Origin of the sequence: Streptomyces sp. 130 (assembly GCF_007096885.1) — a bacterium.
Taxonomy (GTDB): Bacteria; Actinomycetota; Actinomycetes; order Streptomycetales; family Streptomycetaceae; genus Streptomyces.
The window spans coordinates 31286-44498 of record NZ_VJNO01000047.1; the positions used below are offsets into that span (position 1 = coordinate 31286).

General features: G+C 68.5%; 10 protein-coding genes and 1 pseudogene. 8 read left to right on the forward strand and 3 right to left on the reverse strand.

The annotated features are described in order from the left end of the window. Positions 1-45 precede the first annotated feature (45 nt). The 5 genes from FKN01_RS28460 to FKN01_RS28480 all read left to right on the forward strand — a co-directional run bounded on the left by FKN01_RS28460 (position 46) and on the right by FKN01_RS28480 (position 5154). Positions 46-801 (forward strand): PIG-L deacetylase family protein, encoded by a 756-nt coding sequence (locus FKN01_RS28460; protein WP_143625532.1) that lies wholly within the window; start codon positions 46-48, stop codon positions 799-801. Next, a complete protein-coding gene (locus FKN01_RS28465; RefSeq protein WP_143625533.1) occupies positions 801-1496 on the forward strand; it encodes a 4-carboxy-4-hydroxy-2-oxoadipate aldolase/oxaloacetate decarboxylase in 696 nt (231 codons plus the stop codon). The genes FKN01_RS28460 and FKN01_RS28465 overlap by 1 nt, the downstream gene beginning before the upstream one ends. Continuing rightward, positions 1493-2599, forward strand: coding sequence for a 4-oxalomesaconate tautomerase (locus FKN01_RS28470; protein ID WP_185993022.1), 1107 nt, complete (start codon positions 1493-1495; stop codon positions 2597-2599). Before FKN01_RS28465 ends, FKN01_RS28470 begins: the two co-directional genes overlap by 4 nt. Then, a complete protein-coding gene (locus tag FKN01_RS28475) occupies positions 2596-3549 on the forward strand; it encodes a catechol 2,3-dioxygenase (protein WP_143625534.1) in 954 nt (317 codons plus the stop codon). The genes FKN01_RS28470 and FKN01_RS28475 overlap by 4 nt, the downstream gene beginning before the upstream one ends. A 291-nt stretch (positions 3550-3840) precedes the next feature. Then, positions 3841-5154 (forward strand): aromatic acid/H+ symport family MFS transporter, encoded by a 1314-nt coding sequence (locus FKN01_RS28480; protein ID WP_143625535.1) that lies wholly within the window; start codon positions 3841-3843, stop codon positions 5152-5154. Between the two features lie 242 nt (positions 5155-5396). Here FKN01_RS28480 and FKN01_RS28485 read toward each other — a convergent pair whose 3' ends face one another. After that, on the reverse strand, positions 5397-5702 hold the full coding sequence (locus tag FKN01_RS28485) for a YfhL family 4Fe-4S dicluster ferredoxin (RefSeq protein ID WP_143625536.1): 306 nt from the start codon (positions 5700-5702) through the stop codon (positions 5397-5399). Positions 5703-6166: 464 nt separating this feature from the next. Between FKN01_RS28485 and FKN01_RS28490 the strand changes: the two genes are divergently transcribed. The 3 genes and pseudogenes from FKN01_RS28490 (at position 6167) to FKN01_RS28500 (ending at position 8770) form a co-directional block, all read left to right on the forward strand. Further along, positions 6167-6391: a 50S ribosomal protein L7/L12 gene (locus FKN01_RS28490; RefSeq protein ID WP_143625537.1), complete on the forward strand. Its 225-nt coding sequence runs from the start codon at positions 6167-6169 to the stop codon at positions 6389-6391. 392 nt (positions 6392-6783) lie between these two features. Beyond that, positions 6784-7614 carry a polyprenyl synthetase family protein gene (locus tag FKN01_RS28495; protein ID WP_260697047.1) on the forward strand — a complete coding sequence of 277 codons (831 nt, stop codon included), beginning with the start codon at positions 6784-6786 and terminating at the stop codon, positions 7612-7614. An 86-nt stretch (positions 7615-7700) separates the two neighbouring features. Next, a pseudogene (locus tag FKN01_RS28500) lies at positions 7701-8770 on the forward strand (polyprenyl synthetase family protein). 229 nt (positions 8771-8999) lie between these two features. Here FKN01_RS28500 and FKN01_RS28505 read toward each other — a convergent pair. Together FKN01_RS28505 and FKN01_RS33750 are read right to left on the reverse strand one after the other, a co-directional pair. Further along, complete coding sequence (locus tag FKN01_RS28505; RefSeq protein ID WP_260697048.1) at positions 9000-9662, reverse strand: hypothetical protein; 663 nt, start codon at positions 9660-9662, stop codon at positions 9000-9002. A 2538-nt stretch (positions 9663-12200) separates the two neighbouring features. Then, positions 12201-12749, reverse strand: a complete 549-nt coding sequence (locus tag FKN01_RS33750; RefSeq protein ID WP_398933359.1) for a DEAD/DEAH box helicase family protein — start codon at positions 12747-12749, stop codon at positions 12201-12203. Between the last annotated feature and the right edge of the window lie 464 nt (positions 12750-13213).

Consider the following 13213-nt stretch of genomic DNA (forward strand, 5'->3'; position numbering starts at 1 on the left):
CGCACCCCTGGGGCGGGCGCGAACCTGTCACCAAGGAGATACAGCATGACCCACGCCACCGGCGCGCACGCCGAAACCACTCGATCGACACTGGTCGTCACTGCCCATGCCGGGGACTTCGTGTGGCGCGCCGGCGGTGCCATCGCGCTGGCCGCCGCGCGCGGGGAGAAGGTCACCATCGCCTGCCTGACGTTCGGCGAGCGCGGCGAATCCGCCAGGGCCTGGCGCGAGGGCAGGAAGCTCGAAGAGATCAAGGCGATGCGGCGCGACGAAGCCGAACGCGCCGCCGCCGTACTCGGCGCCGATGTCCGCTTCTACGACGCGGGTGACTACCCGTTGGTGGCCACCGCCGACCTGACCGACCAGCTGGTCGCGCTCTACCGGGAGACGCAGCCCGATGTCGTCCTCACGCACCCCGTCGAGGACCCCTACAACGGTGACCACCCGGCTGCCAACCGCATGGCCCTGGAGGCCCGCGTCCTGGCCCAGGCCATCGGCTACCCCGGTGAGGGCGAGATCATCGGCGCCCCGCCCGTCTTCTACTTCGAACCCCACCAGCCCGAGATGAGCGGCTTCAAGCCCGAGGTCCTCCTCGACATCACCGAGGTCTGGGACACCAAGCGCGAAGCGATGGAGTGCCTGGGTGCCCAGCAGCATCTGTGGGACTACTACACCGATCTCGCCGTGCGCCGCGGAGTCCAGCTCAAGCGCAACGCGGGCCCGAACCTGGGCCTCGCGCACAAGACCATGGCCGAGGCGTACATGCGCCCCTACCCGCAGATCGCGAAGGAGCTCGCCTGATGCCCGGCGTCATCGTCACCAACCCGCCCAGGGCCGAGGCGCAGGTCGTCGAGGCCCTCGCCGGCTACGGAACGGCCACGGTCGGTGAGGCGATGGGCCGCACCGGGTTCCTCGGCACGCATCTTCGCCCGGTCCAGCAGGACGTGCGCGTCGCGGGCACCGCTGTGACCGTGCTGTGCTGGCCCGGTGACAACCTCATGATTCACGCGGCGGTCGAACAGTGCGCCGAGGGCGACATTCTCGTCGTCACCACCACCTCGCCCTGTACCGACGGCCTGTTCGGCGAGCTGTTCGCCACGGCCCTGCAACGCCGTGGCGTGCGGGGCGTGGTCATGAACACCGGTATCCGGGACACCGCCGAACTGCGCGCGATGTGCTTCCCCGCGTGGTCTGCGGCTGTCAGCCCTCAGGGCACCGTCAAAGCCACCGGGGGGAGCGTCAACGTACCGATCGTGATCGGCGGCCAGGTGATCCGCCCGGGCGACGTGATCGTCGCCGACGACGACGGTGTGGTGGTCGTCCCCCGCGAGCGCGCCCAAACCACCGCTGAGGCGTCCGAGGCACGCGAGCGGAAGGAGGCCGCCGCGCGCGCCGCCTTCCAGGAAGGCCGGCTCGGCCTGGACCGCTACGGGCTGCGGGACACCCTGCGGCGACTCGGTGTCGAGTACCAGGCCTACGAGGAGCCGACCGCGTGACCGGGCCCGGCGGTATCCGCTGCATGCTCATGCGGGGCGGCACCTCCAAGGGCGCCTACTTCCTGGCCGACGACCTGCCCCGGATCCCCGCCGACCGGGACGATCTGCTCCTGAGGATCATGGGCAGCCCGGATCCACGCCAGATCGACGGCCTCGGCGGCGCGCATCCGCTGACCAGCAAGGTGGCCGTCGTGTCGGTCTCCGCCGACCCTGAGGCCGACATCGACTACCTCTTCCTTCAGATCGGCGTCGGCGAACCGGAAGTGTCGGACCGGCAGAACTGCGGAAACCTCCTCGCCGGAGTCGGCCCTTTCGCCGTCGAACGCGGCCTGGTCGCTCCGGGCGACGGTGAGACCTCCGTACGCATCCGCATGCTCAACTCCGGCGACCTCGCCACAGCGAAGTTCCCGACGCCCAGCGGCTGTGCCGAGTACGGCGGTGACACCGAGATCTCCGGAGTGCCCGGAAGCGCTGCCGCCGTCGTCATCGAGTTCCCGCCCCGCACCGGGGCGTTGCTGCCGACCGGACACGTGCGTGACGACATCGCCGGCGTCGAGGTCACCTGCGTGGACAACGGGATGCCCACCGTGCTGGTCCCCGCCGAATCCCTCGGCGTCACCGGCTACGAGGATCCCGCCGAACTGGAGGCCGACGACACGCTGGCCGCACGCCTCCGCGACATCCGGCTGGCAGCCGGCGAGTTGATGGGCCTCGGCGACGTCTCCGCCGCCACGGTGCCCAAGCTGACCCTGCTCGCCCCGCCCCGGCACGGGGGAGTGGTCACCACCCGTACGTTCATCCCGGTCCGCTGCCATACCGCGATCGGCGTTCTCGGGGCCGCGAGCGTGGCCGCCGGACTGCGCATCGGGGGAAGCGTCGCCCACGGCATAGCCGCACTCCCGCAACGCGGTGACCGGCTCCGCATCGAGCACCCCACCGGTTTCACCGACATCGAAAGCAGCATCGACCCCGCATCCGGCAACCGGCCACGCGCCCAGCGCACCGCCGTGATCCGCACAGCCCGCAAGATCTTCGACGGCACCGTCTTCCCCCGCTCCCCGCGCACGCCGCCGACCACACCCCTCACAGGAGACCAAGGATGACTCCGCCGCTCGGCGACATCGCGCACATCGGCCACGCCCAGCTCTTCACCCCCGACCTGGACGCCTCCGTCGCCTTCTTCACCGACTTCCTCGGTCTCACCGTCAACGGACAGGACGGCGACACGGTCTACCTCCGCACCTTCGACGACTACGAACACCACAGCCTCGTCCTCACCGCCCGCGAGCAGCCGGGCCTCGGCCGGCTCGCCCTGCGCACCTCCAGCGAGGAAGCCCTCCGACGCCGCGTCGAAGCCGTCGAGGCCGCGGGCGGTACGGGGCACTGGGCGGAGGACGAACCCGGACTCGGCAGGCTCTACGTCACCACCGACCCCGACGGCCATGAGCACGCCCTGTACTGGGAGAGCGAGTACTACCGGGCCCCCGACGCGCTCAAACCCGCCCTCAAGAACCAGCCGCAGGCCAAACCCAACCGCGGCGTCGGCGTGCGCCGCCTCGACCACATCAACTTCCTCGCCGCCGACGTCCTGGCCAACGCCGAGTTCCAGGAACAGGTCCTCGGGGCCCGCCCCACGGAGCAGATCCGGCTCGACTCCGGGAAGATCGCGGCCCGCTGGCTGACCTTCACCGACAAGTCATACGACGTGGTCTACACGTCCGACTGGACCGGCAGCGAGGGCCGCCTGCACCACATCGCCTTCGCCACCGACACCCGCGAGGACATCCTGCGCGCCGCGGACCTCGCCATCGACTCCGGGGTGTTCATCGAGACGGGCCCGCACAAGCACGCCATCCAGCAGACGTTCTTCCTGTACGTCTACGAGCCCGGCGGCAACCGCATCGAGCTCTGCAACCCGCTCACCCGGCTCGTACTCGCCCCCGACTGGCCCCTGGTCACCTGGACCGAGCAGGAGCGGAAGAAGGGCCAGGCCTGGGGTCTGCAGACCATCGAGTCGTTCCACACCCACGGAACCCCACCCGTCCAGGCCTGACCTGCGACCTCGGCCCCGGGGCCGCCGCGACACGCACCTTCCGAGGCTCGCGCGGCACCCCGGGGCTAATCGTTGCCGAAATTGTTAACAAAAGTGTTGACGAGCTGGGCGCGCCTTCTTAATGTCTAGCCACACCGATCCGCCGGCTCCCACGAAGTCCCCAGCCCCATCGGACGCCCGGCCCCACCCCCTGCGGCCCTCCGGCCGCGAGCCGCACCGGCCCCACCACCCCTTGCACCCCAGGACTCAGGACAAGCCCCGCCCTGACATCCCGCACGAGAGGAAACAACGATGTCCTCCTCCGCCACCTCCCCGCTCGCCCAGGCGACCGGGGCCACAGCCCGCAGAAGCCGAAACGCCGTCATCGCCCTGTGCTGGGCGCTCGTCCTCCTCGACGGCATCGACACCTTCATCTACGGCTCCGTGCTCCCGAAAATGCTCGGCGGACACAGCCTCGGCCTCACCCCCGACACCGCCGGCACCATCGGCAGCTACGCCAACTTCGGCATGCTGCTCGGCACGATCCTCTCCGGCATGGCCTCGAACTGGATCGGCCGCCGTGTCACCGTCTTCACCAGCGTCGTGATCTTCACCCTCGCCACCCTGGGCACCGGCTGGTCGCACACCGCCGGCCAGTTCGGGACCTTCCGCTTCGTCTGCGGATTCGGACTCGGCGCGCTCCTGCCGATCGCGATCTCCTACGGCATGGAATTCACCTCCAAGGGCCGCCGCGCCCTCGCAACCGGCGTCATCATGACCGCGCACCAGACCGGCGGAGCGCTGGCTCCGCTGATCGCGCTGTGGCTCGTCGACGACCACGGCTGGCGCACGGCCTTCATCGCCTCCGCGATACCCGCCCTGATCCTGCTCCCCATCGCCTTCAAACTCCTGCCCGAGTCGCCCACCAACCTGCTCACCCGCGGCCGACGCGCCGAGGCCCAGGCACTCGCCGCCGACTTCGGCACCGAACTGCCTGAACCCAAGGCGAACACCACGGACAAGCTGGACGCCCTGAAGAACCTCTTCCGCGGCAGCCAGTGGGCCACCACACTGTGCTTCTGGCTGACGTCGTTCGCCGGCCTGCTCCTCGTCTACGGCGTCGGCCAGTGGCTGCCCAAGATCATGGTCGACCTCGGCTACGACACCGGCGACTCCCTCCTCTTCTCCACGTTCCTCAACGTCGGCGGCATCTGCGGCATGCTCATCGCCGGCCGCACCGCCGACCGGATCGGACCCCGCACAGTCGTCATCGCCTGGTTCGTACTGACCGCGGTCTTCGTCTACCTCATGGGCGTCGAAATGTCGGTCGGCATCCTCTACGCCGTCGTCTTCTTCGCCGGACTCCTCCTCTTCTCCGGCCAGACCATGGTCTACGCGGCCGTCGGCACCCACCACAACGACGAGGACCGCCCCACCGCCATCGGCTGGGTCTCCGGCATGGGCCGTTTCGGCGCCATCTTCGGCCCCTGGATCGGCGGCGCGCTGATCGAAGCCGGCAACGCCGACATCGGCTTCACCATGTACGCCTGCGCCGCCCTGTTCGGCGCGGTCATGATGTCCCTGGCCGCCCTCACCATCAAGACGCGCACAACCGCGCGAACGTGACGAGAGACAGCTGCATCCACGGCGGCCCACCGTCCGGCACGCCTTCGCGGCCACCATCCCCACACCGGTGCTCACATCCCCTCCGCAGCCGTCACATCGGCGAAGCCGCCTAGCCCTCGCTCGGCCCGCCACCTGCTACCGGGGAACCGGGCCGTCGCCACGGCAGGAGGCCACCCTGCGGGCGGTGCGGGAACGGAACGCCGAACACGGTCTCCACTCCTGACCCGCAGAGTGGTGAGAGGTCACTTCCGGAAGTGGCTGGGGTAGTCGTCGGCGGCTGCCTTGTCCCGGAGCGCGGCGTCATCAGGGTGCAGACGCAGGGTCCGGTTGATCAGGACTTCCTCGGTCTCCACCCTGTTGGGGTCCGGCAGGCAGCAATCGACCGGGCACACGGCCTGGCACGGGATCTCGTCGAAGAGGCCCACGCATTCCGAGCAGGCATCGGGGTTGATCACAAAAATCTCGTCACCCTCCTTGATCGCCTCGTTCGGGCACTCGGGCTCGCAGGCGCCGCAGTTGATGCAGTCCTCGGTGATCTGGATGGCCATGACCATTCACTCCTGTCTCTTCGTACGGTCCGGTGATCAACGAGCGAACAGCCAGGCAGTGTCGCGGCGAACCTGCCGCCTGCACCCCTGACCCAGGTACTGCGCGGGCCGACCCGGAACCGCTGCCCATCTGCTGACCACCCGCCCCCGGCCGTGCCGTCGTACGGTGCGCACCGTACGAGCCGGCCGCCCGGCGCCCCGGTGGTACAGGCCCGGCAGCGCCCTGGGGATGCGCTGACCACCGGCTCCCACCAGCAAGACCGTTGCCGAGCTCGCCCGATGGTGGGCGGGAGACCCCGTCTACCGAGTCGCCAGCGGCAGCGCCTCAGGCACGGAATCGCGCGCTGTCGGCTGACCCGTGTCCTTTCCGGAAGCGCTGTGGTTGTACCTGCTGATCACCGCGTAGAGCTGTGGCACGGCAGATCCGGGAGCACGTCGAAACCGATGACTGAAGGACCCCGAAGATGAGTGAGGAGCAGGACGAGTTCACTGTGGTGCTGGTGGACGCAGGCGTCGACAAAGTCGCCGTCTGCAAGGCATTGAAGGAACTGACCGGTCTTGGCCTTGCGGAGGCCAAGGCGATGACAGGCCGTGTGCCCACTACAGTGCTGGAGACCGTGGACGAGGAACGGGCCCACAAGGCCAAGCGGGCACTGCACCTTGCCGGAGCCACGGTGGAGCTGAACTGACCGGGGAAAGGACACCGGGCGATCTGGCAGGAAATGCCGACAAGCCCCGACGCTGCCACGGAGTGCTCGCCCGAGTTGTCTGCCACGCAGGCTTCCTGCCAGCGGCTCGGTCCATGGGGCGGGGTCAACTGCCCCTGGAGGCAAGCGGAACTCCTGCCACTTCTCACAATCAAAATGCTGCAGGCTCGCACCTCACGGTTGAGCAGCTGCACAGGTATGGGGGCGTGTTCTTCAGCGGGCTGGATCGTTGAATTGATCATGCAGATCAAACGGGTGACGTGGCCAGTCATGGGCTCTCGCCGGCGCACGGCGCAGTCGCAAGGTTCACTTCGATCCGGCCTCCTTGGGCCGGGCTCTGCCCGCTCGGGAGCGGTGAGCCGGTGACATCAAGTGTGGCCGACGCACGAGCGACCAACCTGCGCGCGGTGCGGAGTCAGGTTGATGCGGTGCTTGAGGAGTTCCTGGCTGAGAAGGCCCGGGTAGCGGCTGGCCGGGGGCATCCGCCTGAGGTGGTGCAGACCGTGCGCGGCTTCCTGGCAGCGGGCGGCGCGCTGCTCGTGGGCAACGTCGCGTTGATGTGGGCGCAGGAGCTGTTGCACACCGCTCCGGTCGAGTCCGGGCGGTTGCGGCGGGTGCACGAGCTGTATGACGCGATGCTGGGGGAGGTGATGTACGGGCAGTACCTGGACGTCATGGGGACCGGCCGGGGAGCCGACGACATCGAGGCGGCCTTGCGGATCATCCGTTACAAGACGGCTACGGCGACGATCGAGCGGCCTCTTCAGCTGGGAGCCGCCATGGCCGGTGCCGGTGGCGCCGTGATGGACACCTTCACCGAGCTGGGTCTGCCGCTGGGGGAGGCGTTTCAGCTGAGGGACGACCTGCTGGACGTCTTCGGCAGCCCGGACGGGGCGTGCGAGCCGGGACTGAGCGACCTGCGAGAAGGCAAGAAGACTGTCCTGCTGCCCCTGGGGCTGTCCTTGGCCGACCCGGTCCAGCGGGAACGGCTCGACCGCCTGGTGGGCCGCGCGGACCTGAAAGAGCATGAAGCGGCGCAAGTCCGGGACATTCTGCAGGTCACAGGCGCGCGTAAGGAGACCGAGCGGATGATCGCCACCCGCTACGGGCACGTGCTGCGCGTCCTGGACCAGGCCGGCTTGCCGCCCGCCGCGAACCGCGCACTGCGTGGCCTGGCCGCCAAGGCCACCCAGTACACCTCCTGACAGCAAGGCCGGGCCACCGTGCTCCTCCTACGGCCGTGGCTGCCGCACGGCCCAATTGCCGCCCGACATGAAGAGAAAGAATCTCGATGCCCGAGCAGGTAATGCACCGCGTTGCCGGATATGAACGCCGCTTCAACACGCTCTTCGAGGAATACTTCGACACCCTGGGTACCAGGCTGGACGTGCCGCCGTTCAGCCGCTTCACCCCGGACTGCCTGGGCTTGCTGCGGGACGTCTGCCTGCGCGGCGGAAAGCGGTTCAGGGCCGTCCTGGTGAACGAGGCGGCTCGCCTGGTGGTCGATGAGCCGGTCGAGGGGCTGGACGCTGCCGCACTGAGCCTCGAACTGCTGCACGTGTCCGGCCTGATCCATGACGACGTCATCGATGACGGGCCCGTCCGCCGGGGAGGACCCTCCACCTACTACGCCTACCGTTCGAGGTTTCCCGACCATCCCCGCGCGGCGGTCGGACTCACCGTGCTCGCGGGTGATCTCGCGCTCGCGCTGTCTTTGCAGGTGCTGCTGGAGGCGAAGGTACCTGCTGAGGTGCGGCAGGCCATGACCGAGGTCCACACCCGGGCTGCGGCCGACACCTTCATGGGGCAGATCATCGACGTCGAGCGGGACTTCATGACCCGCCTGGACGAGGACGTCCTGCACTGCGTGGCCGACTACAAGGGCGCCCGCTACTCGATTCTCGCGCCCGTGCAGCTGGGCCTGCTGGCCGCAGGGGAGCAGCCCTCCCGCTTCGACAAGGAGTTGCGGGATTACGCCCGGCTGGTCGGGATCGGCGAGACGATGCGCGATGACTACCTGGACCTGTTCGGGGACGCCGCCACCGTGGGCAAGCAGGCAGGCACCGACATCCGCGACGGCAAGCGCAGCTACACCGTCCAGGCCCTCCTGGCCGCCGTCGACGACGCCGAGCGCCGCGTGGTGGACACCGCGCTCGGAGACGCGGCCTGCACCCCGGAGACCCTCGCCGTCATCAGGGAGATCGGCGAACGCCGCGGCGTACCGGGCCACATGGAGGCAGAGATGCGCCGTTACGCGCAGCAAGCAGCCTCAGTGGCCCCGGCTGGCGGCAGCGGTGGCGGGAGGAAGCGGTCAGCTTCTTCGAGCAGCTGCCGCTGTGGAGCGTTGAGCGAGCCAGGTGACCAGCGCGAGCATCGTTGAGGACGGCAGGCGCGCTGGCGGTCAGGTCCGTGTCCGCCAGCTGCCTGCAGGATTTCCGGTTCTTCCCCCGACCTCCCTCCCTCGACCTCTTTGGACCGGACGTGCCGGATCACAATGGAACAGCAGGGCCGCCGTGCGGGCGGGAGCTCCGGTTTCAGCCCTGACCGGGACGAGGCAACAGGCCGGGGCCGGCGAACCACTTCACCTGCCTCATCCCACCAGCGCGAAGAGGGGTGCGCTCACTGCGGCGCCGGTCACCATCCCGACGGCGACCTGGCCGACGGTGTGGCAGCGTAGCCGTACGCGGGACCAGCCGATCAGCACCACCACGGGGGCCAGCACGAGCATCCAGGGGCCGAAGACCGTCACGAGAATACTCAGGGCGCTGGAGGCGACAGCCGAGTGCACCGACACCTTCCAGAAGAACGTGATCGCCAGCAGGACCAGTAGGACGGCGACCATCGCCGTCACCAGCGCCGCCACTGCCACAGGGGCATCCCCCGCGTACAACAGTGCGGTGCCGGCGAGGACCGAGGCCAGCACCCCGGGGGCCGCCACGATACGGTCCTGCCTGCGCCGCACATGCCGGTCGCCCCACAATCGGCGGCGCTCACCGACGTGAAGGATCAGCGTGGGTCCCACCGCGGTGAACAGCGCAGCGAACGCCCCCCAGCCCAAGCCCGTCCAGCCATCGGCGTGCCAGCCCAGCAACGGGGCCAGAATGAGCATCCAGTTCCGGGGCTCGCCGCCGTCACTGAGCAGCCAAGCCCAGCGTGCCTGGGCGCGCGGTACCAGTGCCTCCGCAGCTACGTGGGCGGTTTCGGTGGCAGGAGCATCCGGTGGAGCGATCGACGCCTGGTTGGATTGCGACACTCGGAATGTCTCCCGCCCTCCGCATGGTGTTGTCGCCGTGTGCGGCGTCCAACAGGCAAACGACGCGTTCACCTGGCCGGTCACGGCACCGGCAGCGCCTTCTCGACGCCCGCCGCAGCTGATCGCCTCTCTGTGCGCGACTGACGGCTGCGGGCCCGGGCGGTGAAGGCGGCCATACCCAGGGCAGCCACGCCCACTGCCCAGCCTCCGCCCGGCAACAGACCGGTGAACGGCACCACCTGGAGACCGGCCGCGGCCACCGACGTCTGCACCGTAGGCACCCCCGTAGACGAGGGCGCCGGTGAACATGCCGGCAGCCGGCACCAGCGGCTGCCCGGGCTGCCAGAACAGATGCATCCACGCGCTGGTGTACGCGGCGCGCCCGGTCGGCGGGTCGCCGAGCTCTGCTCGGCAGTTCTCGGACAACGAAGTCGGATCAGGCGGGCTGCTGGCATGGAGGAGCACTAGCGACTCACTGCGGCAGGCTGGCCAAACGGTTAATGGGCAGTTTGAACAGCGAGGCGAGTCGATGACTTTCACTTGGGCCGCGACGTCACGACAGCGACCCCGGCCGAAGCCGGCCCCAGCAGAGCCGAGTAGGACAGCGACCGCTACCTGCCCGGACCCACGCTCCATGCGGTGGCACGCATGGAAGCGAAGGCACTTTCATTCACCCGATGAGAGGAAACACCATGTCTATAACCACCGCCGAGACCACCGCGTGGAAGAACGAGCTCGCCGCCATGTCCGGTGATGTCACGGACCCTGCGGCCCGTGCCGCCCCCCGTGTGGACGGCGTCGTCGTCACCACAGGTCTCCGTCGACCTGGACCACGTGGTTCCGTTCACTTCGAGCGACAGCGTTTGTCGATCTGTTCGAGCGCTTCGTCCTGTTCGAAGCTCGCCCGGTCCGCGTCCTCAAACCCCGCGGCGCCGGCTCCGGACGACCACCCGGCGCCAAGAACAGCCACCGGGCACTCCGCTACGACGTCGGCAAGACCGTCAAACGCCCCGAGACCCTCAAGGCCATCGGCAAGCCCGGAAGATCGCGGTAGATAAAGAACAAGCTCAGTAGAACCAGATGATGAGGCGGGCGTTGTCCGGGCTGTAGAGGTCAGCGAGAGTGCGCATGACCGTCCATACAGGTCCCCAGATTCCCCGGTCCCCAGTGCGTCCGATATCACCGCTTCGGGTATGTCACCCTCGTGGGAGCATGGAGTCCGACGTTCTCCGCCCGCAGCAAGACCGTGTCGGTGAGGAGGCGTCTGGTCTACCTGTGGAAAGTGCCTCCGACGCTGGCGGGAAAACCTTTCAGGGTCTCTTTCTCGGCGCTGGAAGGCACTCCCCACTTCATGGATCCTCACATCGGACAGCATGTCTCGTGAAGCGTGGGGTCAGGTAGGGATACAGAATCCGATCTCGGCCAGGACATCCCTGACGAGTTGCCTCAGGTATTCCGGGCTGGGCGGATCACCGGGTTCTCCCTTGGGGCCACGGGGTCCCCTGGGGCCCTCGGCCCCTTCGGGACCGAGGTCACCCCTCGGGCCTTGCGGCCCCCTGGGGCCGGCCGGCCCTTCCTGGCCGTCGGCTCCCGGCAGTCCGTTGGCGCCCGCTTTCCCGTCCCTGCCGTCCCTGCCGGGCTGTCCTTCGCGGCCCGTGGCCCCGACGGGGCCTTCGGGGCCGGGCGGACCACTCTCACCCTCCGGTCCCGCCGGCCCCCTGATGCCAGGCAGCCCTTGCGGGCCGGGCGGGCCGTCCGGCCCCGGCGCCCCCGCCGGGCCCGCTGGCCCGGTCGCGCCGGCGGGTCCGGCAGGACCGGAGCAGCCCGTGAGGCCCCGCGTGCCCTGAGGACCCGGCGGCCCCTGAGGACCCGGCGGCCCCTGAGGACCCGCGGGTCCCTGCGCATCGCACGTCGGATCGGATGCCTCCATGACCGGGCGCCGGACATCTCCGGTCACGTTTTGCGCAGGTAATGATGATTCTGTCGGTGCGGGAGTAGATGCTGAGGTCATATCGCCTCCAGGAGTTCTTCGCGCGCGTGCGATGCGCCGAGGGACACCGCCCTTCCGGGACAGTTGAACGGGAACCAGGAGCGAGTGCCTGTTCATTTACCACCGGAGCCTGAGATACGGCTGGGCCCACACTTTCTGTTCCCGCTTTGTATATTCCCTCATTGTTAATTGGTGTAACCACACGCACGGGTGACGGAGAAATAGTATTTTGAGGCTTGAGCATTGAAGCGTAAGAATATCGGGGAGTGTTTCCGGGGTGTTCGCCGCGCCGAAGAGCTGAAAACTCGTAACACTATCTTGCCGGCAGCGGCCGGTGGAATGTGACGAACCAGACGTTCGTGAGGGTGCGAATACTGGCCTGTGGATCGTATTGAGGGGCTCTGATGGAGCCGTCGCTGCGACGGACGGAGCCCTCGCCAGACCTCCGGGCGGTGTCGGACTGGCCCCATCAGAACGCGGGTCGGGGCCCCGCCTCCGGTGACCAGGAGCAGCCGCACACCGGCCAGCTGCTCGACGGCTGCCGAACTTCACCGCGCCGGGATCGGCCACCTGCTCGGCTTCCAGACGGAGATCGGCCACCGGCTCGGCAGCAGCTTCGTGCAGCGGGCCGACCTGGTGGTGCGGGCGCCCGAGGCTGGCGTGCCGGTGCTCCTGGTGGAGGTCGACCGCCGCACCGAGGACGCGCACGAACTGCGGTGCGGGTCGTCTTCCAGTGAGCAGACCGCGACGGCGGGGCCGTGGTGGCCGGCCGCCCTCCATTCCCGCACGGTCTGCGTCAGCAGATCCAGGGTCGGCAGGAGGACCAGGACCCGCCCGTTGCGGGCCAGACGAAGCGCGGAGTGCGCGGCGATGAACGTCTTGCCCGTGCCGCACGCCGCCACCACCGTTGCCCTCAGCCCGGCCCGCGGGATCCTCTTCCCCGGCGGGATGTCAAGGCCGCGGACGACAGCGTCAACGGCTTCGATCTGATGAGGTCGGAGCGTGAATTTCCCTGTACTCGGCATAGCGGATCTCCGGAAACCCAGGGCGGTCCACCAGAGGTGGTGGCGACCGGTTCGGGATTCTACACAGTACATCAGAGACACATGATGTGACGGATACGCGGATGATGCACAGGTATCACCGTAACGTACCCCGGTTCAGCGGGGAGGGAAGTTCCGGACCTTCGTTCCGTGCGACAGGGGGTGTGAGCGGAATCGGATGGAACGCAGCGAAATCCGCACCCCGCCACTGAAGGCCGGCAACCGGGCCAGGGATGATGGGGTGTCACGACCCAGGGATGGCCGGTTTTTTTCGGGACACTACACAGGCCAGCAGTGATGCACCGTCACCGTGTAGCCAGCCGTTCCGGCGAAGCCGGAACCCGGCGGGGGAGCGAAGCGGACCCGCCCCGCTTCAGGGATGGAGCGAAGCGGAAGCCCGTGGATTGGAGCGAAGCGGAAATCCGAAAGGCGCGAAGCGGCTTTCCAACGCTTCGTCCGAACCGCGAAGCGGTTCGTTTCGTTTTCCCATCGCGCAGCGATGGGGTACCCGCTCCGCG

Coding starts and splice junctions, on each gene's coding strand:
- FKN01_RS28480 (WP_143625535.1), top strand. CDS start 3,841: ATGTCCTCCTCCGCCACCTCCCCGCTCGCCCAGGCGACCGGGGCCACA.
- FKN01_RS28485 (WP_143625536.1), bottom strand. CDS start 5,702: ATGGCCATCCAGATCACCGAGGACTGCATCAACTGCGGCGCCTGCGAG.
- FKN01_RS28460 (WP_143625532.1), top strand. CDS start 46: ATGACCCACGCCACCGGCGCGCACGCCGAAACCACTCGATCGACACTG.
- FKN01_RS33750 (WP_398933359.1), bottom strand. CDS start 12,749: ATGTACTGTGTAGAATCCCGAACCGGTCGCCACCACCTCTGGTGGACC.
- FKN01_RS28475 (WP_143625534.1), top strand. CDS start 2,596: ATGACTCCGCCGCTCGGCGACATCGCGCACATCGGCCACGCCCAGCTC.
- FKN01_RS28465 (WP_143625533.1), top strand. CDS start 801: ATGCCCGGCGTCATCGTCACCAACCCGCCCAGGGCCGAGGCGCAGGTC.
- FKN01_RS28490 (WP_143625537.1), top strand. CDS start 6,167: ATGAGTGAGGAGCAGGACGAGTTCACTGTGGTGCTGGTGGACGCAGGC.